Annotated in this window: 22 protein-coding genes; 16 read left to right on the forward strand and 6 right to left on the reverse strand. The window is 36.2% G+C overall.

Translation table 11 applies throughout. The annotated features are described in order from the left end of the window. Positions 1–5: 5 nt before the first annotated feature. The 14 genes from FHT21_RS03275 (at position 6) to FHT21_RS03340 (ending at position 12,126) form a co-directional block, all read left to right on the forward strand. Positions 6–653, forward strand: a complete 648-nt coding sequence (locus FHT21_RS03275; RefSeq protein WP_167293340.1) for a hypothetical protein — start codon at positions 6–8, stop codon at positions 651–653. Further along, positions 632–1,417 (forward strand): ATP-binding protein, encoded by a 786-nt coding sequence (locus FHT21_RS03280; RefSeq protein WP_167293341.1) that lies wholly within the window; start codon positions 632–634, stop codon positions 1,415–1,417. Before FHT21_RS03275 ends, FHT21_RS03280 begins: the two co-directional genes overlap by 22 nt. A gap of 88 nt (positions 1,418–1,505) precedes the next feature. Further along, positions 1,506–2,138, forward strand: coding sequence for a response regulator transcription factor (locus tag FHT21_RS03285; protein WP_167293342.1), 633 nt, complete (start codon positions 1,506–1,508; stop codon positions 2,136–2,138). Between the two features lie 106 nt (positions 2,139–2,244). Next, positions 2,245–3,165 (forward strand): glycerophosphodiester phosphodiesterase family protein, encoded by a 921-nt coding sequence (locus tag FHT21_RS03290; protein WP_167293343.1) that lies wholly within the window; start codon positions 2,245–2,247, stop codon positions 3,163–3,165. An 87-nt stretch (positions 3,166–3,252) separates the two neighbouring features. Next, complete coding sequence (locus FHT21_RS03295) at positions 3,253–3,960, forward strand: ATP-binding cassette domain-containing protein (RefSeq protein WP_167293344.1); 708 nt, start codon at positions 3,253–3,255, stop codon at positions 3,958–3,960. A gap of 63 nt (positions 3,961–4,023) precedes the next feature. Then, positions 4,024–4,506, forward strand: coding sequence for a hypothetical protein (locus FHT21_RS03300; RefSeq protein ID WP_167293345.1), 483 nt, complete (start codon positions 4,024–4,026; stop codon positions 4,504–4,506). A 224-nt stretch (positions 4,507–4,730) separates the two neighbouring features. Further along, positions 4,731–5,252, forward strand: a complete 522-nt coding sequence (locus FHT21_RS03305; protein WP_167293346.1) for a hypothetical protein — start codon at positions 4,731–4,733, stop codon at positions 5,250–5,252. Between the two features lie 184 nt (positions 5,253–5,436). Further along, a complete protein-coding gene (locus FHT21_RS03310; protein WP_167293347.1) occupies positions 5,437–6,093 on the forward strand; it encodes a porin family protein in 657 nt (218 codons plus the stop codon). Positions 6,094–6,268: 175 nt separating this feature from the next. Next, positions 6,269–6,994: a gliding motility-associated ABC transporter permease subunit GldF gene (gene gldF, locus FHT21_RS03315; RefSeq protein WP_167293348.1), complete on the forward strand. Its 726-nt coding sequence runs from the start codon at positions 6,269–6,271 to the stop codon at positions 6,992–6,994. Further along, a complete protein-coding gene (gldG, locus tag FHT21_RS03320; RefSeq protein WP_167293349.1) occupies positions 6,994–8,679 on the forward strand; it encodes a gliding motility-associated ABC transporter substrate-binding protein GldG in 1,686 nt (561 codons plus the stop codon). The genes gldF and gldG overlap by 1 nt, the downstream gene beginning before the upstream one ends. 33 nt (positions 8,680–8,712) lie before the next feature. Further along, positions 8,713–9,837 (forward strand): DNA polymerase III subunit beta, encoded by a 1,125-nt coding sequence (gene dnaN / locus FHT21_RS03325; protein ID WP_086545224.1) that lies wholly within the window; start codon positions 8,713–8,715, stop codon positions 9,835–9,837. 81 nt (positions 9,838–9,918) lie between these two features. Beyond that, positions 9,919–10,599 carry a DUF4397 domain-containing protein gene (locus tag FHT21_RS03330; RefSeq protein WP_167293350.1) on the forward strand — a complete coding sequence of 227 codons (681 nt, stop codon included), beginning with the start codon at positions 9,919–9,921 and terminating at the stop codon, positions 10,597–10,599. A gap of 59 nt (positions 10,600–10,658) precedes the next feature. Beyond that, positions 10,659–11,375, forward strand: coding sequence for a DUF4397 domain-containing protein (locus FHT21_RS03335; protein WP_167293351.1), 717 nt, complete (start codon positions 10,659–10,661; stop codon positions 11,373–11,375). A 64-nt stretch (positions 11,376–11,439) separates the two neighbouring features. After that, positions 11,440–12,126, forward strand: a complete 687-nt coding sequence (locus tag FHT21_RS03340) for a DedA family protein (RefSeq protein WP_167293352.1) — start codon at positions 11,440–11,442, stop codon at positions 12,124–12,126. Here FHT21_RS03340 and FHT21_RS03345 read toward each other — a convergent pair whose 3' ends face one another. From FHT21_RS03345 to FHT21_RS03360, 4 genes are all read right to left on the reverse strand, one after another. Beyond that, on the reverse strand, positions 12,127–13,083 hold the full coding sequence (locus tag FHT21_RS03345) for a zinc dependent phospholipase C family protein (RefSeq protein WP_167293353.1): 957 nt from the start codon (positions 13,081–13,083) through the stop codon (positions 12,127–12,129). A gap of 53 nt (positions 13,084–13,136) precedes the next feature. Further along, positions 13,137–13,562, reverse strand: coding sequence for a VOC family protein (locus tag FHT21_RS03350; RefSeq protein WP_167293354.1), 426 nt, complete (start codon positions 13,560–13,562; stop codon positions 13,137–13,139). Positions 13,563–13,675: 113 nt separating this feature from the next. Further along, positions 13,676–14,128 (reverse strand): DUF1569 domain-containing protein, encoded by a 453-nt coding sequence (locus FHT21_RS03355; RefSeq protein WP_167293355.1) that lies wholly within the window; start codon positions 14,126–14,128, stop codon positions 13,676–13,678. Between the two features lie 90 nt (positions 14,129–14,218). Beyond that, positions 14,219–14,854 (reverse strand): hypothetical protein, encoded by a 636-nt coding sequence (locus FHT21_RS03360; protein WP_167293356.1) that lies wholly within the window; start codon positions 14,852–14,854, stop codon positions 14,219–14,221. 261 nt (positions 14,855–15,115) lie between these two features. On the opposite strand from FHT21_RS03360, the gene FHT21_RS03365 reads away from it, so the two are divergent. Continuing rightward, entirely contained in the window at positions 15,116–15,559 is a 444-nt protein-coding gene (locus FHT21_RS03365; protein ID WP_167293357.1) for a DUF4395 domain-containing protein, read from the forward strand. A 1-nt stretch (position 15,560) separates the two neighbouring features. On the opposite strand, the gene FHT21_RS03370 is transcribed toward FHT21_RS03365, so the two are convergent. After that, complete coding sequence (locus FHT21_RS03370) at positions 15,561–16,592, reverse strand: Atu2307/SP_0267 family LLM class monooxygenase (protein ID WP_167293358.1); 1,032 nt, start codon at positions 16,590–16,592, stop codon at positions 15,561–15,563. A 423-nt stretch (positions 16,593–17,015) separates the two neighbouring features. After that, positions 17,016–18,872 (reverse strand): molecular chaperone DnaK, encoded by a 1,857-nt coding sequence (gene dnaK, locus FHT21_RS03375; RefSeq protein ID WP_167293359.1) that lies wholly within the window; start codon positions 18,870–18,872, stop codon positions 17,016–17,018. 311 nt (positions 18,873–19,183) lie between these two features. Between dnaK and FHT21_RS03380 the strand changes: the two genes are divergently transcribed. Next, entirely contained in the window at positions 19,184–21,919 is a 2,736-nt protein-coding gene (locus FHT21_RS03380) for a TonB-dependent receptor (RefSeq protein WP_167293360.1), read from the forward strand. Positions 21,920–21,967 lie beyond the last annotated feature (48 nt).

Genomic DNA, 21,967 nt, shown 5'->3' on the forward strand with positions numbered 1-21,967 from the left:
ATGAAATGAGCGACTTCCAGAAATTTCTGAGCGACATTTTTCTCTGGATTGAAGGAGGGGCTGCATTGATTGCGCTATGCTACTTTAAACGATTAAAGGGACAACATTGGAGGTATTTTATCTATTATCTAATCATTATTTTTATCAGTGAAGTAATTGGGAAATGGGGAGGGGAATATATCAGTTTTTCAAAAACTAAATATTATAACTATATCGTTATCCCTTTCCAGTTTATCTTTTTTTATTGGCTTTATGCCGTAAAATCATTTAAGGATAAAAGATTATTTTGGATACTCTCTTTGTTGTACATCATCTCATTTATACTCAGTAGATTGTTCTTTAGAGAAAGTAAAGTATATTTTTCTTTTAGCTATACTTTTGGATGTTTACTCCTGATGTTTTTGGTTATCAAAGAATATTATAATCAGGTAAACTCAGTAAACATTCTCAATTTTCAAGAAAATAGAATGTTTTACATTAATTTGGGCGTAACCTTATTTTATATCGGTACATTACCTTTTCTTACGTTTTATTCGTTGTTGAGGGCTTATATCCAAATCTGGAATATTTATTTCGATTATTTCCTGATTTCGGGAATTGTAATGTACGTATTATTCTCAATTTCGTTTATATGGGGAAAACAGAACTCTTAATTACTATCATCCTTTTTAACCTGTTTTTTGTGCTGTTTGTAGTGGCCATTATGGTTTACATCAAAAAATATAAGGAACGGAAAAGAGAATACCTGAATGAAATTAAAATCACCAACGAAATACACCAGAAGGAACTTTTAACCACCCAGTTAGAGATACAGCAGGCCACCATGCAGCAGATTGGCCGCGAATTACACGATAATATCGGGCAGAAATTAACTTTGGTTAGCCTTTATACTCAACAGCTTGTGCACGAGAATAAGGTGCCTCAGGCAAGTAAAAGAATTGAGCAGATTTATCAGATCATTAATTCATCTTTGCAAGACTTGAGGAGTTTGTCGAAAAACTTAACGAACGATAATATAAGTGAAAATGAAATTGTAACTTTAATACAGGAAGAAGTGAACAACCTCAATGCTTTGAAAAAATGTAAGGTAACTTTTCAATACAATTTCGAAAGTATAGATCTGGAGTTTGTGAAAAAGAACGTATTACTAAGGATAACACAAGAATTTCTTCAAAACAGCTTAAAGCATGCATATTGCAGCAATATCAAAATCCAGTTAAACTCTTCTCCTGAAATTTTTTTAACGTTAAAAATACAGGATGATGGAGTAGGATTTGATTATGCTAAAGTCACTTCTGATGGTATAGGATTAAAAAACATGAAAAAAAGAGCCGAAATTATCGGTGGACAATTTAATTTAGAAAGCAAACCCGATTTAGGCACTACACTTACTATTATTTTAAATGGCCCGGCATGAAACCATCATGATTTTACCAAAACCCGCAGGGGAATGAATATTTAAAATCATGATAGCTTCATTACCTTTGAAAACAAACTCTATACTGATGAAAAAAACTATAGTTATTGTTGATGATCATATCCTGATAGCAAAAGCACTTCAGGGCATTATTGATAATTTTGCAGCTTTTGAGGTGATGTATGTTTGCGAAAACGGAAAAGAGCTGATTAAAAACTTCGAAAACAGCAATAAAATCCCTGATATTTTACTTTTGGATATTAGTATGCCCATTATGGACGGTTTTGAAACCGTAACCTGGGTAACTGAAAATCACCCGGAAGTAAAAGTAATGGCACTCAGTATGCAGGGTGAAGAAAAGAGTGTGATTAAAATGGTAAGCAACGGTGCTAAAGGCTACCTCTTAAAAAATGCACATCCTGTAGAGTTGGAAAATGCGCTTACAAAATTGAGTATCAACGGATTTTTTTACCCAGACTGGGCATCGAAAATTATTTTCTCCAGCCTGAATAAGACAAAAGATGCAGAAATCAAAATTTCTGACCGGGAGAAAGAGTTTTTAAAATACACCGTTACCGAACTTAATTATAAAGAAATAGCCGATAAAATGTTCTGTAGCCCAAGGACCGTTGAAAGCTATCGAGATCAGCTATGCGAAAAACTGGAACTCAAAACCCGGGTAGGGCTGGCAGTTTTTGCCATTAAAAATGGATTTGCTTAGCAAGCTGGCTAACTGTTTAAATTGTAAAACTGGTTAATTAGGGTTTAGGAACTGCATTACAGTTAACCGATTTCAACAATTAACCAATTAACCTTACTTTTGAAGCATGAAATTCCATCATTTGCTATTTTTGGTTATTGTTGCAGTTTTTACCTCATGTAAACCAGAAGAAAAAAGCCATCAATATATTAAATTTAATACACCAACGGAGTTATATCAATTCTTAAAATGGTCGCCAGAAAACCGTTTTCCATTAATTAGTGCCCATCGAGGAGGACCAATGCCTGGTTTTCCTGAAAACTGCATCGAAACATTTGATAATGCCACTACCTATAATCCTGTAATTATCGAATTCGACATTGCTTACAGTAAAGATTCGGTAATGGTGATTATGCACGATGATAAGCTCGATCGCACTTCGACCGGAAAAGGACCGATTGGCAATTATACTTATGAGGAACTGAAGGCTTTTAATCTTAAAGATGATGAGGGAAAAGAAACAAAATTTAAAATCCCGACTTTAGATAGCGTATTAAGCTGGAGCAAAGGAAAGGTTTTATTAACCATTGATTTAAAAAAAGGTGTTTCTTATGCAAAAGTGATTGAAAAGGTAAGGCAATACAAAGTAGAAAGTAATTCGATAATCATTACCTATACTGCCAATCAGGCCAAGGAAGTGCATCAATTGGCACCCGAACTCATGATTTCTGCCTCTGTTCAGAAGAAAGCAGAACTGAAACGTTTAAATAATTTGGGTATTCCTAATAACCGCATCGTAGCTTTTGTTGGTGTTTCAGCTCCAGGTAAAGAATTGTACCAATACTTACACAGCAAGGGTATTACTACTATTTTAGGTACCATGGGAAATATCGATAAAAGTGCCATTGCCAGTCCGGTAAAAAATGTTTATTATCATTTGGTTAATAATGGTGCAGATATTTTGTCGGGCGATAATTTACCACAGGCATCAGAAGAACTGGATAAGTTTAGGTATAATAAAAAATTAAGTTCATCGCATATTAATTAACCAGGGATGGAAAGAACGAACACAGATTGGTTTAACTAATTATGAAATCTGTGTTTATCTATACAAATCTGTGGTAAAAAACGCAAAATGAGTATTTCGGTTAAAAATCTTTCTAAACACTACAATAAGCAAAAGGCGGTGGACTCCATTAGCTTTGAAGCCAGGCCAGGCCGTATTTTGGGTTTTCTTGGCCCTAATGGAGCTGGTAAATCTACCACCATGCGCATGCTTACCGGTTATTTAACACCAACATCTGGCGAGGCTGAAATTTCTGGTAAAAACATTCTTTCTGAGGCCATTGAAGCTAAAAAGCATATTGGCTACCTGCCAGAAAATACACCGTTATATGCCGATATGTATGTGAAAGAATTTTTAAATTTTGTTGGTCAAACCTATAAACTTACCAATTTGGCTGCAAGGATTGATGAAGTGATCAAAATGGTAGGCTTAACACCAGAGCAGCATAAAAAAATCGGTATGTTATCTAAGGGATACCGTCAAAGGGTAGGTTTAGCCCAGGCCATTATCCATAATCCAGAAGTTTTAATTTTGGATGAGCCCACTTCTGGTTTAGACCCAAACCAATTGGTTGACATTAGGCAGCTGATCAAAACATTAGGTGCGGCTAAAACAGTTGTTATTTCTACCCACATTATGCAAGAGGTTGAAGCCATTTGCGATGATATCATCATTATTAATAAAGGTAAAATTGTAGCGAAAGATTCGCTCGAAGGCCTAAAAAAAATGCACCAACAACAATCATTAGAAGATATTTTTAGAAAACTTACTGCCTAATTCATGCTTTACCAAATAATAAAAAACGCCTTAATAATTCTTCTGTTTTTAACACCCGTTATATTGAAAGCCCAAAATACCGCTAATATTGGTATTGGTGCCGAAATAGGTTTACCATCAGGGAACTTCGTTAATTTATCCGGTATAGGTTTAGGCGCGTCAATAAAAGCTGATTTCCCAATAGCTGCTGATTTTGCTATATCCTTAAATGGAGGTTTTATGAATTTTTTTGGTAAACGAAATCAGCTTTTTAAAGTTCAGGATTTTACCTATATACCCGCTAAAGCTGGCTTGAAATATCATTTGAGCGAAAGTTTTTACGCCGAGGGGCAATTAGGCGCAGCATTGCCATTAACTAATGGGCAAAAAACTTTATTTGTTTGGTCGCCTGGCATTGGAAATCAGTTTAAGCTATCTGGCGAAAATAAACTCGATTTAGGGATAAGATATGAAGCATGGACGGGTAAAAATGAGTTTTCTGATTTAAATAAAGCAAATACCAAAGGTTTTGTTGGAATCAGGTTTGCCTATGTATTCGGGCTGTGAAACAATTATGAACAATAATTGTTTAATTTATTAGTCAAAAAAAATACAATAAGTCCAATTCTTACAACTTAATACAACGTTTTGGAATAAAATATTTTTAATTTAATGCTCAGTTAATCAGCTTTTTACTGTCCTTGTTTTCTGTTTTTCATTTTGTTTGTAACGTTTTGGCATCATGCTTGTCTAAAAAGACGAAATAATTAACGAACAATAATAAAAAAACAATGAAAAAAGTATTACTATCTTTATTAATGGTTGCTGGCTTAGGCTTTGCAGCTTCAGCTCAAACAGAAGGAGCAGTTAACAAAATTAGCGTAGGACCAGATTTCTTATTGCCAGTAGGTGATAATACGAATGGACTAAGCCTAGGTTATGGAGGTTCAGTAATGGGTGAATTTAATGTTGCCAAATCATTGAACTTAACTGCATCAGCAGGTTATATTTCTATAGCTCCTGAAAAAGCTTGGAAAGACCTTGGTGTCACTAATTCAGGAGTTATTCCTTTAAAAGCAGGCGCTAAATATTATTTTGGTGGTAACTTTTACGGAGCTGGTGAACTAGGTGCTGCAATTTTTACCGAAAATAACGGTGGTACAGCATTTTCTTATGCTCCAACTTTAGGCGCTTCATTTTCAGTGTCTGATAAATCAAGTATTGACTTAGGAATACGCTATGAAGGCTGGTCGAAAAATAGCACAACCTTATCATTTGTTGGTATCCGTGCTGCATTTGCATTCGGTTTGTAATATTAAACCCTAATTTATTCAAAAGCCTCCAAGAAATTGGGGGCTTTTTAGTTTACATAAATTTATTCCTTCAAATATTTTAACTATCAAATTAGTTTATCTATCATTGTGGCGCCTGTTTGTAAATCAAGCGGGTAAACGGAAAATTAAAAACAATTCTAACAAACAATCTCAAAAAAATCAGATGAAAAAATTAGTATTATCTTTATTAACAGTTGCAGCGCTGAGTACTGCGGCTTTAGCTCAAAGTAGTAAACCGGTTAAATTTGGCTTAAAAGCAGGCGTTGCTTTTCCAAATATGACTTTCTCAGCAGGTAATGCATCATTTAGTTATGACACAAAAACCTCTTATTATGTAGGTGGAACGGTAGAATTTGAATTATCTGATCTGGTTTCTATTCAACCTGGATTGACCTTTATCGATAAAGGAACAAAAATTAACAGCAGTGGCTTTGGTTTTGATAACGATGACTTTTTTACCGATGTTGATGCCACTTTAAATTTCAAATATCTTGAATTACCAGTTAATGCACTTGTAAATTTTAAAATGGCCAATGCAGGTAAATTATTTGTAGGCGCAGGCCCTTACTTTGCTTATGCCTTAAGTGCCAATGCTAAAATGGGCTCAGAAAAAGAGAAAATCGAATTCAAAGATTCGGGGCTTAACCGTAGCGATTACGGGTTAAATTTTTTAGCTGGCTTTCAGTTAAATAATGGCTTAAATATTCATGCTGGCTATGGCTTGGGCTTAGGCAATCTGGCAAACAATGAAGAAGCACAAGATTTTGATACTTCAATCAAAAACAAAGTGTTTACAGTTGGATTGGGCTTTTCTTTTTAACGAATCTAAAATAACCCTAAGCCTCCGATGAAAATCGGGGGCTTTTTTGTATACTGCTTTTAACAATCAGTCCATTAACTTTAAAACTATCAAGCACCAGCCATCTTCAATTTTACCGTTAACTGGGTAAAGCCAACGAAAAAATATTTCTTAACTTCGGCATTTAAATTTAACTATGTACGCAGTTTTTAAACGCGAGTTATTCAGTTTCTTAAGTTCGATGGTTGCCTATATTACCATTGGCATTTTTCTGTTGGTTTCTGGCCTGTTACTTTGGTTTTTTCCAGACACCTCGATACTTGATTATGGTTATGCCGAACTCGATGGTTTTTTCAGTTTGGTACCCTATCTTTTCATGTTTCTTATTCCAGCCATTACCATGCGTTCTTTTGCCGAAGAACGGAGAGAGGGGACCTATGAACTTTTAATTACCAGGCCCATCCAAATCTGGCAGATTATTGTGGCAAAATATTTAGCGAGTTTGGTTTTGGTATTATTTGCCTTAATTCCAACGTTGATTTATTACTATAGCATTTCAAAGCTGGGCTTCCCTGAAGGAAATATCGATTCAGGATCGGTTATTGGCTCTTATATCGGTTTATTTTTATTGGGTGCAGCCTTTACATCTATTGGTGTTTTCTCCTCTGCATTGACTAAAAATCAGGTAATTGCTTTTGTGATCAGTGCTGCTTTATGTGCATTTGCTTTTTTAGGCTTCGATTATAGTAGTCAGCTTGCTGCATTTCAAAGTATCGGGAATATCATTAGTAATTTAGGAATAAATCAACATTATATTTCGGTAAGCCGTGGTGTTTTAGATACCAGGGATCTGATTTACTTTATTACTTTTTTAGTGCTGTTTTTGTTTGTCACTAAGTTAATAATGGGAGGGAAACGGTAATGAAGCTGAAGAATAAATGGGTTAATTTCGCTGTCGTAATAATAACACTGGTTATTTTAAATATTTTGGGCCAGAATGTTTTTTATCGTTTTGATTTTACTGCCGATAAACGTTTTACACTGAGCGAAAAAACAAAAACCTTGCTGCAGAAAAATGAAAAGCCAGTAATCGTAACTGTATTCTTAGCTGGGGAATTACCACCTGCTTTTAAAAGGTTGCAGGCTGCGGTGTCGGATATTTTAGCTGATTATCAGGCCTATGCTAAAGCTGAAGTTAAAGTGGTTTTCGTTGATCCGATAGCTGGACTTAATCAGGCCGATCAAGATACAGTGATCAATAATTTATACGAAAGGGGTATAGAGGCAACCAATTTAAGTGTTAAAACGGAAAGTGGATTAACACAGAAACTCGTATTTCCGATGGCTATGATGGAAAGCGGGGGTAAAGAATTGCCTATTAAACTCTTTCAGAATTTAGATACCAGGGGGAATTACGAAGACAATATAAACCGCTCTATTGAAAGTTTGGAGTATATCTTTACATCGGGTTTAAAGAAAGTGCTTTCAGGTGATAATCCTCGGATTGGCTTTTCAGAATCAAATGGTGAACTTTCCGATTTACAATTGGCCGATGCCATTCATACACTATCGAACAGTTATTTGGTTGGCCGTATTGATTTGAATAGTATTGATAAAGCAGGGCTTGATAAATTGAAAATGTTGATTATCGCCAAGCCTAAGAAACCTTTTACAGAAACTGAGAAATACAAAATCAACTATTTTGTAATGAACGGGGGGAGAGTACTCTGGAGTATTGATCAGGTAAATGCAGAATTGGATAGTTTGCGGGGGAAAAGTGGGCAGATGGCTGTTAACAGTAATTTGAACCTGGATGACATGCTTTTTATGTACGGGGCAAGGGTTAATTATAATATTATTGCCGATCCGGCAAATAGTGCTGAAATTCCAGTTTCAACGGGAGTTGTAGGCGGGCAGAACCAAATGCAATTGGTGCCCTGGATTTATTATCCTATTTTATTACCTGATACGGCTGAAAGTGTGGTGAGAAAATTGGATGGTGTAAAATCTGAATTTCCAAGTACGGTAGATACTATTGGTGTTAAAGGCGTAAAGAAATCGTATATTTTAGCTACATCTCCCTATAATAAGGTTTATAATGTGCCGAAATTGTTTAGCTTGCAAATGTTAAGCGAGCAGTTAGATCCTCGGTCTTTCCAAAGTAAACCACAACATGCTGGTTTAATGTTAGAAGGTAATTTTCCATCGGTTTTTGCCGGGCGACCCTTACCTGCTACCATTGCACAGCCTTATACCTTGGAGAGCACAAGTAAACCTGCTAAAATGATTGTGATAGGAGATGGCGATATTTTTAAAAACCAGGTATCGGAGCAAAATGGAACTCCCTTTCCATTAGGTTTCGATCGTTATTCGCAGCGCACTTTTGGCAATAAGGCTTTATTGCTCAATATTGTTGATTATTTTACCGATAACGACAACATAATTGCGTTGCGGAATAAGGAAGTAAAAATTAGATTGTTGGATAAAGCCAAAATTAAACTCGAAAAAACTAAATGGCAATTTATAAATGTTGTAGCGCCCTTGCTATTGTTAATATTCTTTGCGATTTTTCAACATTATTACCGCAAATACAAGTACGCTAAATAATTTTTATATTTTTGAAGAAGACTAAATAATATCATGAGATTTATTGTATCCACATCAACTCTATTAAAACACTTACAAACCGTAAATGGTGCATCAAGCAGCAGTACGGTTTTGCCTATATTAGAAAATTTTCTCTTCGAAATTAAAGATGGAAACTTAACTATCTCTGCTACCGATCTGCAAACCAGTATGACAACTGCTCTGGCTGTAGAATCAAAGGAAGAAGGTAAAGTTGCCGTTCCGTCTAAAATTTTATTAGATACGCTTAAAACATTACCAGATCAACCGATTGCATTTAATATCGATGATAGTACTTTTGCGATCGAGATCAGTGCTGGAGATGGTAAATATAAATTGAGTGGTGAAAATGGCGATGATTTTCCGAAGATTCCGGTAGTAGAAAATGCGTCTTCTGTAAATTTGCCTGCCTCAGTTTTAACTGAAGCCATTACAAAAACTATTTTTGCTGTAAGTAACGATGAGTTGCGCCCGGCTATGACAGGTGTATTCTGTCAGTTATCTCCTCAGCACATCACCTTTGTAGCTACCGATGCACATAAATTGGTGAGATATCGCCGTATGGATAGTAAAGCAGATAAAGCAACATCTTTTATTCTTCCTAAAAAGGCTTTAACACTTTTAAAAGCTGCTTTACCTTCAACTGATATTAATGTATCGGTAGATTATAATGCAACAAGCGCTTTCTTTAAGTTCGAAAATATCAATTTAGTGTGTCGTTTAATAGACGAACGCTATCCAGATTATGAGGCGGTAATTCCAACCAATAATCCTAACAAACTAATTATCGACAGAAGTTTATTCTTAAATACACTTCGCAGGGTTGTAATTTTTGCCAATAAAACAACACATCAGGTAAGGTTGAAAATTAGCGGAAGCGAATTAAATATCTCTTCTGAGGATTTGGATTTTGCTAACGAAGCACATGAGCGGTTAAGCTGCCAATATGACGGCGAAGACCTCGAAATAGGCTTTAATGCACGCTTTTTGATCGAAATGTTAAGTAATTTAAGTGGTGATGAAGTGACTTTAGAACTTTCGACACCAAATAGAGCAGGGCTTTTAATTCCGCAAACCAATGACGAAAATGAAGACGTTTTAATGTTGGTGATGCCTGTGATGCTAAATAATAGTTATTAAAAAAAACTAATTTATTAGTTTTAACAAGAAAATGGCTTGGTTTTTGACCGAGCCATTTTTGTTTTAACCAACTAACAACCAATGAAAATCTATAACAATCTCTCGAAATCGATAATTTTGCTCACCTGCTTATGTAGTAGTATAGGCTTGTCATCCTGTAAAAAGGATAATCCAGATGAAGTAGTAAAAGGCCAGGCCAAGGTAAAAATGGTTAATGCATCGCAGGCCAACGAGAACCAGGATGTTTATCTCGATAACGAAAAACTAACCACTGTAGCTTTAGCTTTTGGCGAAACCAGCGATTACGTAAGAATACCTTCTGGTAATAGAAGCATTTCTTATACCGGCACAAATAACACCACTACTGATACTTCTTTTAACTTTACACCGTCTATTACCTACACAACTTTTCTGGTAACCAATAAAAAAGGAGAAATGGAAATAGTAAGTTATGAAGATAACTTAAGTAATACCGAAGTAGGTAAAGCTAAAATTAAACTGATTAACCTGACGCCTAATTTTGCTACCGGCATAAATGTGATGGTTGAAGGCGGTACCCAGTTTGTGAATGGACTGGCTTTTAAAGAAGCATCTAACTATTTTACTGTAGATACAGGGTTCAATTTAAGATATACAGTAGTAGGTTCTGGTAATGTTAAAACCATCCAAAGTACGGCTTTAGAAGCAGGGAAGATATATACCATTTGGTTTAGCGGTACTACTGCAGCAACGTTAGGAGCGCATATCATTACCGATAATTAATTTCAAAGTTTAATATGCTTTCTGCTATCTTTACGTTTTATTAGCATCAGCAATTAATTATGAAAAACAAAGTATTGTTTCTAAAAATATTTCTTCTTTTTGCACTTGCCGTTTTAATTAGCTCATGCATTAAAAACAATAATCTAATTGAAGGCGATGCTAAAGTTAGGTATTTCCAGTCTGCAGTAACGGATACGACGCAGAACTTTTTCTTAAATGGTATCCAATCAGGTGCTTCAACAACTTATGGATCAAATAGTAATTATGTTGTTGTTGCCGGAGACTCAACTTATACCATCACTTCTAAAAATATAAATACTGGGACAGATGTAGCAAGTACAAGCTCTAAGTTTGAAATTGGTGCTAATTATTCGGTTTTTTATACCCGTACAACAGCTACAAGCCCGCCGGTATTAAAGGTTTATAAAGATGATGTAAAACAGGATCTTAATGTAGTAACGTTGAATTTTTTAAACTTGGGCTATACTTTAGGATCAGATGTGATTATTAAGGATGATGGTGGTAGTTTTACTGAATTCGTTGCTAAATATGGCGAAAAATCGACTCATAAAGTTGTTTTAAGTAAAGCAACACATATTTCTTTTGCCCTTCAAACCCCAATTGCAACCCAACCGCTAGTTTTAACTTTAGATTCTCTTCCTCCTACTACTAGTCCAGCCACATCAGTAGCCATTTCAAAAGGATTGGTTTATTATGTGTTGTTGGACGGATCAAAAAAAGGAGAGCTTCAGATGCGCTTAGTTTCTTCCAACTAATTTTATTGCAATATACTAGCATTTAATCCCTTCACTATTCATACTTTTGCCCAAAATTAGATAAATGGAACTACTACAACAGCTTATAGATTTTATTCTTCATATAGACGTACATTTAGCTGAAATTGTTAACGAATATCGCACCTGGACATATCTCATTTTATTCCTGATCATTTTTGCCGAAACTGGTTTTGTGGTAACACCATTCCTTCCTGGCGATTCGTTGCTTTTTGCAATGGGTGCTTTAATTGCAGGCGAACATGAAACCGGTTTAAATATCTGGATCATGCTCATTATATTAATTGTAGCAGCAATTTTAGGAAATACAGTTAATTATAAACTGGGGAGTGTTTTAGGCGCGGGGGTATTTAAAGAAAAGAACAAAATTTTGAAGCTTAAATATTATCATCAATCTCACGAATTTTTTGAGAAACACGGTGGTAAGGCCATTATGTTAAGCAGGTTTCTTCCAATTTTCAGAACCATAGCGCCATTTGTAGCGGGAATAGCCAAAATGCCTTTTGGTCGTTTTACTTACTATAATATTATTGGTGGTGTAGCTTGGATATTTGCGTTGTTGATGGGAGGGTATCTGTTAGGACAAATCCCGGTAATTAAAAATAATTTTGAACTGGTTATTATTTTTATTGCTGTGGTAACTTTTGTCCCTGCCATCTGGGCAGCTATCAGAAGCCGTTTACAACCTAAAAAGATTGAAGCAATTATCGAAGCAGAGGATACCAAGTTATAATTAAAATTCCCTACCAATTAGGGGCCCATTTTTATAATTCTTTTCTACCGCTTCACTTTCTATTTTCTCATCAGCTAATAATGCTGTTTTAATCAGATTTTTAAGCACAGGCTGACCTGCATCAACCCAGGCAGAATACCAATATGAGCCTGTTTTTAATATGGCAGCACGCATTTGTTTTTCTACCATATTATTCATTTTAGTATGGTAGGCTTTTGAATAGGCTGTAGAATATTGTTTTAGCACAGTATTATTCCTTTCAGAAAAGCTATATTTTTTGTCGGAAGGAAATGATGCACTCAGTTCAGCTTCGAAAGTTAGCACGGTATCAACCAGACTGTGCGTATGTTTAATTATTTTCCATACTTCTTGTAATGGGTTTTCAATATAATCCGCATGGCCTACAACAAAATTGTAATGAGTTGAAAACAACTCGGGTAAACGGCTTTCCCAAAAGGCGTGGATACCAACCTGATTGGTGAGTTGCCCGTTATGGTTGGCGGTAGTGTGTAAAGGAACATGTGCATCGCCAATATAATGGCCCAGATCAGCAGAATATTTTAAGATTTTTACCGAATCACGCATTTTAAAGGCTTTAACTAAACCATAATAACTGCGTTGTATTTGCCAAGGGATAATGCCATCGGTGTTCAGTTTTTTTAGGCCATATTTTGCCAGGGCATCATCCCATTTTTCGGGAATACTATCAATATTTTTCTCATAGTTCTCCACATCGAGGTAATGCCGTGGTGCTTCGAGCGTATCAGCATACCTGCGTTTATCTGGATCAACAGCATGTTCGGTAATGTATTTGATATTCTTTTTATAGAAACCAATCATTTCAGCAGGCAAAGTGAACACAGCAAGGTTGTTTATTCTTTGATGTGCAAAGAAACCCCAAGAGGTGCAAAGAAATATAGGGATGATTAACGCGGTTAAAATCGTTAATCTTTTCATATACCCGAAGATAAAAAATTTTCTTTGTAAAACCAGGGGGTTAGAAGCAGAAATTATGCGTTTTCCATTTTTTTCATATCAAGCTTTTTCATCTGCATAACGGCATCCATTACTCTTTTTGCTCTTTCGGGCTCTGCCATTAGCTCACCAATGTTTGATGGGACAATTTGCCACGAAAGTCCGAATTTATCTTTTAACCATCCACAAACGCTCTCTGTACCACCGTCATTTATAAAAGTGTCCCAGTAATAGTCTATTTCATCCTGGTTATCGCAATTTACCATAAGAGAAATCGCTTCATCGAACTTAAATTGCGGACCTCCATTGAGTCCCATAAATTTATTTCCGTTTAATTCAAAAGTAACTACCATGGGCGTAACCTGGGTAATTTTAGAATCTTTAAATACGGTACAATAGTATTTTGCTGCAGCTTCGGCTTGTCCGTCAAACCAAAGGCATGTTACAAGTGGTTTTGCCATTTTATATCCTTTTTTGTTACCACAAGTTAGACAAGTTTTTTGGCCTGTGTAAGGTTTAAAAGTGACGATTTAAGGGGGTGATTTGGACAATAATTTGTTCTTACGCATCTAAACTAAACACCAAATTGTGCTAAATGATGATCCAGGTGTTTATAGAACATATTGTTCCATTCGGTTTTTGCTAATGGGCCAAATGAATGCGATTCTTTACCGTCGAAATAAGCTTCGCCAAGCTGCTGGGTTTGGTTAATATAGTCGATTAAACGGGTTTTCTCTTTTTCGAAATCCTTTTCATCTTTAATAATAAACTGTGGTGCCGTCTGATTGTTTTTAGGGTAAGGTTTCTCGTTTACTACTTTGCTTTTTACTAGTTTTTTCAAAATAAATTTCATAATCGGCCCTGGCTTTGGATGAATATCATCGTAAACCATTTCGTAAGTTACATTGCAATGTGCCAACATTTGTGCAACATTCATTTTGCCCCAAAGTTGAGTAGTAGTAGGGGTAAGCTTGTTAATTCTTTCAATAATTTCGCTAGTTACTGCGGGTTGGAAAATGTTCTTCATGGTTTGTTTATATCTGGAGTGTGTATTTATTTTACTAAATATAAGAACGAATACACAGGTTAAGAATCAATTTTTCGGAATTAAAACCAGCTAATTTTTTATTGGCTCTATTTTTCCCGTTTTCGGATTTGCGTACCAGGCTTTAATAATGCGCATCTTTCTGCTAACATCAACAACCTCAAAAGGATCTTTGCCTGCTTTTTTATGTTTTGCAATTGCGCTGTCAACATGTGCTTTGAACGAATCCTGACCTGTAGTTATCACTGCAATGATCGAGTTTTTTTCAATGCCTTTTGTCTCAATTCCAATTAACTCATCTTTATGCAAAACACCAACCGATGTACCTTTATCGGGTATATCTTTTGCAAAATCACTATAATTATAGAGTGTATCGAGTATTATATGTTTAATCCGATTGCCTTCATGAAAAACTTCGTTAAAAACAACAATATTATCGTCATTATCATATACATCAAGCAATTCGAAGTAACGGTGGTTTAAACTATCCAACGTTTTGGATTGAAATATTGAATATTTTGCCGCTGTCCATGCAGGATTATCTTCTTGCAAATCGTTGGTATAATAAAAGGTTTTGGGCGTAAACAAACTTAAATGTTGCTTTTTTAAATCTGTGGCATTTTTTTCTTCAAGATTGACTGCTTTTTGGTCGGTATTTGTACATCCGTAAAAAACTAGTAAACAGATTATTATAATGTATGCTTTCATTTTTCACTGGTATAGGTTTTGCCAAATTAATAAAATTGTTTTATAAGTAATTTAAAATGATTGGAAAAGTATTTTCCAGAACATTTATGGTACTTTTGCTGACTTTTCGTTATGTTTTTGTAAAAAACAGAAAGATGCTCCTGCATTGCAATTGAATTGTGGTGGAATGGCCGCTATTTTTCGCCTCTGGTGGCAAAACATTCAAGTACGGCGCTTTGCATGTTAACCAAAATTAAATAAATTTACATCAAAATCATGTCCATGGAATTATCTTGCCCGATATCAGCAGAAAGAATAAATGAAAATGTAGTTAGGATTATTGCCTTTATGGTTGCGGTGATTGCAATAGCTTGTGTTGTGTTTTCAAATTATTGGGCAATTGTTTTCTTGCTATTTGATTTTGCTTTAAGGGCATTTACAACAGGTAAATTTAGTGTGTTGAAATTTATCGCGATTAAAATATCTGACGGACTTTCTCTATCTCCGAAAATGAAAGATTTAGCACCAAAAAAGTTTGCGGCAACCTTGGGCTTTGCTTTCTGCCTTTTGATTACCGCGGTATTTCTATTTGATTTTTATAATGCAGCGCTGATTTTTACCTCCATCATGATCGTTTTCGCTTTGTTAGAGAGCTTATTCGCTATTTGTGTAGGTTGTTATATCTATTCTTTTTTGCAGATTTTCACAAAAAAGAGCGAGGCTTAGTCTATTTCTTTAAAGCTTCACGTACTTTAGGTGCAATTTTGCTTCCGAATAACTCTATTGATTTCATTAAAGCTGCATGAGATGGACCGCCTACATCCATGTGCGCGGAGAAGCGTGTTAAGCCAAAGATTTCTTCCATGGCTAAAATCTTCTCTACAGATTCGTTTACATCGCCAATAATTAAAGCACCACTGCTGCTTCGGCCAGCGTCGAACTGATTGCGTTGATAAGGTGGCCAACCACGTGATTTACCGATCCTGTTCATCTGAGCAGAATAAAGTGGGTAGTAATAATCTGCAACTTCGTTACTGTTTTCGCCAAATAAAGCGTGCATATGTACGCCTACTTCAAATTTACTCATATCGTGCCCATATGCTTCGTAAACTCTTTTATAGTAATCGAAAAGTGGCTTAAACTGTATGGGCTGACCGCCAATGATGGCAAACATTACTGGTAAACCTAATCTGCCAGCACGTTCTACTGATTCTGGTGTTCCACCAACAGCGACCCAAATTTTTAAATTGTCGTTTACAGCCCTTGGCAATACTTCCTGGTTATTTAACTCTGGTCTAAATTTACCTTTCCATGTAATTTTTGGCGCCGCATTTATTTTAAGGAGTAGTTCTAGCTTTTCTTCATAAAGTTCGTCGTAATCTTGTAGGTTATAACCAAACAGTGGAAACGATTCGATAAAACTTCCACGACCGGCCATTAATTCGGCCCTACCATTCGAAATTAAATCTATTGTGGCAAAATTTTGGTACAATTTAACGGGATCAGATGAACTTAAAACCGAAACTGCGCTGCTTAGTTTAATGTTTTTGGTCACTATAGCTGCTGCTGCCAATATAATTTCGGGGCTCGATACAGCATAATCAGGGCGGTGGTGTTCGCCAATCCCATAGAAATCTAAACCAACTTCGTCCATTAGTTTTATTTCTGCTATAATTTCCTGAAGTCTTTGCTGAGCGGGTTGAATTTCTCCTTTTGCATTAATCTGCAAATCGCCAAACATACCGATACCTAATTCCATAATGTTAAAATAATTTTAACAAAGTTAATGGATAAGGTGATAGCGGTTTTTGATGTATGATAAGAAAAATTAAACATTAGTCATGCACCCTGCAACCTGAGTTTTTTATACAGGACTAAGTTAGCTAAACCCGATTGGCGTGGATGCCGATTCTTCATCGGCAGAAGCAAAAGCGGGAGTATCGGCACCGATAAGCATTGCCTTTGCTTTCCAAAAAGGAAATAAACGTATAAGTCTTAATTGCTGGATAGATTCTGAAACAAGTTCAGAATGACGATCTCAGCCAAATTGAACCATATATAAGGTGATTCATACTAAATGGTTAAGGCAAGAAAGATTTTGAAAAAGTCCAGGATGACGCAACTAGTTTAAAATTGGCAACTATTAATTAAAAACTGAGAACTGCTAATTGCCAACTGAAAACTACTCTATCTTCTTACCTTTCATTGCAGTAGAAATCGCTGCATCCATCACGCGTTCTGCAAAAGGACGGGTAAATTCATTCAGCTCATCTGCTTTCTTCAAAATAGTATCTTTTTCTTGAGTAGCTAAAGCCGTTCTAAGCGCTTCGATATGTACCTTGGTTTCTGAAATTTCACCCTCTGTTAAATGCTCAGCATGTTTTTCGATAAAACGTTCGGCAGTGTAGAGCAATTGTTCACCCTCGCTTCTTGCTTCAATGAGCATACGTTGTTCCACATCACTTTTGGCGTGTTCTATACTGTCGAGGAGCATTTTCTCTACTGTATCATCACTTAAGCCATAACTTGGCGTAATTTCGATCTCTTGTTTAACGCCCGAACGTAACTCTATGGCCTGAACGGTTAAAATTCCATCTGCATTCAGTAAAAAATTGATGTCTACTTTTGGCAAACCAGCTGGCATTGCAGGAATTCCCTTTAAGTCGAACTCAGCCAATTTTCTGTTTTCTTTTACTAAATCGCGCTCACCCTGATAAACAGAAATTTTCATGTTTACCTGCCCATCTATCGAAGTGGTGTATTGGCGACCGGCTTTGGTAGGCACTTTGCTGTTGCGGGCAATAATTACATCCATTAAACCGCCCATAGTTTCGATACCTAATGAAAGTGGCGTTACATCCAGCAATAAAATATCAGAGCGGTTTCCTGCCAAAACATCAGCCTGAATGGCTGCACCAAGAGCTACTACTTCATCAGGATTGATATTATCCTGTGGTTTTTTACCGAAGAAATTTTCTACAGCCTGTTTTACATATGGTGTACGGGTAGAACCCCCTACTAAAATTACCTCGTCGATATCGGCGGCGGTTAAATCGGCATCTTTCAATGCATTCTTACAAGCAGTAATGGTTTCTTCGACCTTTGCTGAAATTAACTGCTCAAAAGTTTGTTTATCAAGTGTGCACCAGATCTCACCAACCTGTTCGTTATATAAATTTTGGCTAGATAGGGCTTTTTTAGCAGCCTCAGCTTGTAGACGTAAGGTTTGCATTAAAATATTATCCTGAGCAACAACTGCTACATCAAGGTTGTTTTTCTCTAACCAATAGTTTAAAATGGCACGGTCAAAATCATCACCACCTAAATAAGTATTGCCGTTTGTAGCCAATACCTCGAAAATTCCATTCTGGATCTGTAGAATAGAAACATCAAATGTTCCTCCTCCCAAGTCGTAAACCGCAATGGTTTTTTGTTGCGACGGGTCTAAACCGATTCCATAAGCTAAACTAGCTGCAGTAGGTTCGTTTACAATGCGCATTACATCTAAACCAGCCAACTTTCCGGCATCTCTGGTGGCCTGACGCTGACTATCGTTAAAATATGCCGGAACAGTGATCACAGCTCTGTTGACCGGAGTTTTTAAGGCGTGTTCTGCTCTTGCTTTAAGCTCTTTCAAAATTTCTCCCGATAATTCTATCGGTGTGTAGAAACGGTCGCCGGCATGGATTTTTACCAAAGCATCGCTATCATCGTCGATAATTTTGTAAGAGAAAATGTCTTTGTGTTCGGCTACATCTTTGTAAGAACGGCCTAGTAATCTTTTTACTGAAAAAATGGTGTTTGAAGGATCTGTAGTTAAATATTCTTTAGCCTCATTACCTACAACGGCTTCATTCTGGCCATTAAAGTATACCACCGATGGTACCAATATTCCTTTACCTGCATCGTTAATTACCTGCGGATTCTTATCTGGATTGATAAACGCCACCAAACTATTGGTTGTACCTAAATCTATTCCGACTATAATTTCTTCCTTTTGAAACGAACCTGTAGCAAGGTTAATTGATATTTTTGCCATAGGAGCAAAAATATGCTTTTTAAATAAAGGTTATGTCATTCATTTGTTAGCAAGAAAATATAAACCCGAACAATTTATAACTGAAAAGGGAGTATCGTTTATTTCTAACAGCGGATAAGAATAAGGGACTGTTTTTAAAATGTTTAAATTTTTCTTTAATATTTAATTGAATTTTATTGAAATCTATTTGTTAGTCTGATTTTTTTGTTGTATTTGCTTATATTTTTAAGTGTGCTTTGTGTTTTGTGGTGTTTGTGTGTGTGAAATACCTTTGTATTATTTATATTGCTCATACATTTATCAAAACAAATATGAAAAAACAGTTATTTTATGTATTAATTGGGTTTTATTTACTCCCAATAGCCTCTTTTGCGCAAAATATTGTAAAAGGTAAGGTTACAACACTGAAAGGAGAAGGGATTATAGCCGCTTCTGTTAAAGAGAAAGGGACGAGCAAGGGCACTGTTACCGATCAGAATGGAGATTTTCAGCTTTCTGTTTCTGGTAAAGGAACCATAATTGTTAGTGCTATTGGATATGAAACCAGAGAAGTAGTAGCAACAACCGGACCTTTAACAATTATTTTATCTGAAAGTGCACAAAATCTCGGCGATTTCGTGGTGGTTGGAACCCGTGGTAAAGGCCGCTCTTCTATTCTTACGCCTGTTCCCGTTGATGTGATCAAGATTAATCAGGTTAACATGCCTACTGCAAAAATGGATTTAACTTCCATTTTAAATGCTGCCTCACCGTCTTTTAACTTTAACAAACAAAGCGGATCAGATGGTGCCGATCAAATAGATTTGGCTACGCTTAGAGGTTTGGGCCCAGATCAAACATTGGTTTTGGTTAATGGTAAACGCCGGCATCAAACAGCCTTTGTTGCAGTATTCGGAACCAGGGGAAGGGGAAATTCAGGTACAGATTTAAATGCGATTCCAGAATCGTCGATAGACCGTGTTGAAATTTTACGCGATGGTGCGTCGGCACAATATGGATCGGACGCGATTGCAGGGGTAATTAACTTAATATTGAAAAAGGATATTGGTGTTTTAAGTGTTAATACTGGGTATTCAGGCTATTATGATCCACGAAACAATACTCACTATGGTAAAGAGCTGGGACAGTATCGGCAGGGTGGTGCAATTGATGGGAATGCATTTTCTTTAGGTGCTAATTATGGTGTTGGGCTAGGTAAACATAATGGTTTTATTAATTTCTCAGGAAACTTTTTTGCTAATGGTAAAACATTCAGGCAAAATCTGAATACAGATTTAAGTTCGAAAGATGGTTTACCAATTAATAAGGTTAGAAGATCTACGGGTGATGGATCGGTAACTTCTGGTGGTTTAATGTATAATATGGAACTGCCGATTGCAAATACAAAAACAGTAATTTATTCATTCGGCGGAGGTAATATAAAAGCTTCGGATGCTTATGCCTATACCAGAAATTTATCTGAGCGTCCAGAGCGTTTTCCGGATGGAGTTGCAGGGAATTCTATTTTACAAACCACGGCTGATGGGGAAACTTATTATGATCCGATCATCCAGACTAAAATCCAGGATTTATCTTTTGCAGCAGGTGTAAAAGGCATATGGGGCAAAGACTGGAACTGGGATTTAAGTAATACACTGGGCCGTAACAATTTTCATTTTTATGGTGATCAAACATTTAATGCTTCTCTTGGTGCCGGTAAAACCCATTTTGATGATGGGGGTTTTTCCTTTTTGCAAAATACAGTCAACTTTAATCTGAGTAAGGCAATTCCAACTGTTGCATCGGGATTGAATTTGGCTTTTGGTTTAGAGCATAGGTATGAAAACTATAAAATTTACGCAGGAGAAAAAGATTCATATTCAAACTATAACCCAAACAAGGCTACAGGTGCTCAAGGTTTTCCAGGTTATCAGCCAGGCGATGAAGTTAACGCGGGCCGATCTAACGTTGCAGCTTATATTGATGCAGAACTGGATGCTACCAATAAGTGGCTTATTGGTGTTGCCGTTAGGGCAGAAAATTATAATGATTTTGGCTTTACAAGTAATTACAAATTTGCGACCCGTTATAAACTAACAAACAATTTTAATGTTCGTGGATCGATAAGTACAGGTTTTCGTGCACCATCATTACAACAAATTAATTTCAGCAATACATTTACAAACGTGCAGGGAGGCAATGTTTTCGAAGTTAAAATCGCGCCGAACTACAGTCCAATTACAAGAGCAGCCGGAATTCCTGACCTGAAACAAGAAAAATCCATTAATGCAAGTTTAGGCCTTTCGTGGAAACCAGTTTCTGAAATTACAGTAACCTTAGATGGTTATCGCATTAATATTAAGGATAGGGTGGTATTATCGGGTCAATTTGATGAAAGTATACCCGCTTTAAAACCAATTTTGAATCAATTAAATGTTGCACAGGCACAGTTTTTTGCAAATGCAGTTAATACCACAAATTATGGTTTGGATTTAGTTGTCGATTATACTAAACGATTTGATAATAAAAGCATTAAAGTCTTGTTTACGGGAAACTTAAATCATCTAAATATTGATAAAATTAATATCCCGAATGCTTTAGATGGTTCTTATAAAAACCAGCAGGCATTTTTTAGCGACAGAGAGCAAGCATATATTAAAGCATCTGCTCCTCCTGTAAAACTGGGATTAAACTTAGATTATGGGTTTGGTAATTGGATGGTTGGCACGCATTTTCTATACTATGGCAAAATTTCGATTTTAGGCTATGGTTATGCAAACACTTATCCACCATTGGTTGCATTGGATGATGATCCAAACAAAACAGTTTTAGAGCAATTTAATTATTCAGGTAAAATGGTTACCGATATTTATGGCTCTTACAAAATTTCGAAAAAAGTGACTGTATTTTTTGGTGCTGATAATGTATTTAATATTCACCCTGATTATGGTTACGTACAAGGTGCAAAGCTTTCTGCCTATGATGGTGAAACAGGTGGTGCATGGGATGCCGTTCAAATGGGTTTTAATGGACGGAGGTTATTTACTAAACTTGCTTTTAATTTCTAAAATATTATACAAAAGAGGTTTTGATTTGTTCAATACCTCTTTTGTATT

The organism is Pedobacter sp. SG908 (assembly GCF_011759615.1).
GTDB classification, from domain to species: Bacteria; Bacteroidota; Bacteroidia; order Sphingobacteriales; family Sphingobacteriaceae; genus Pedobacter; species Pedobacter riviphilus.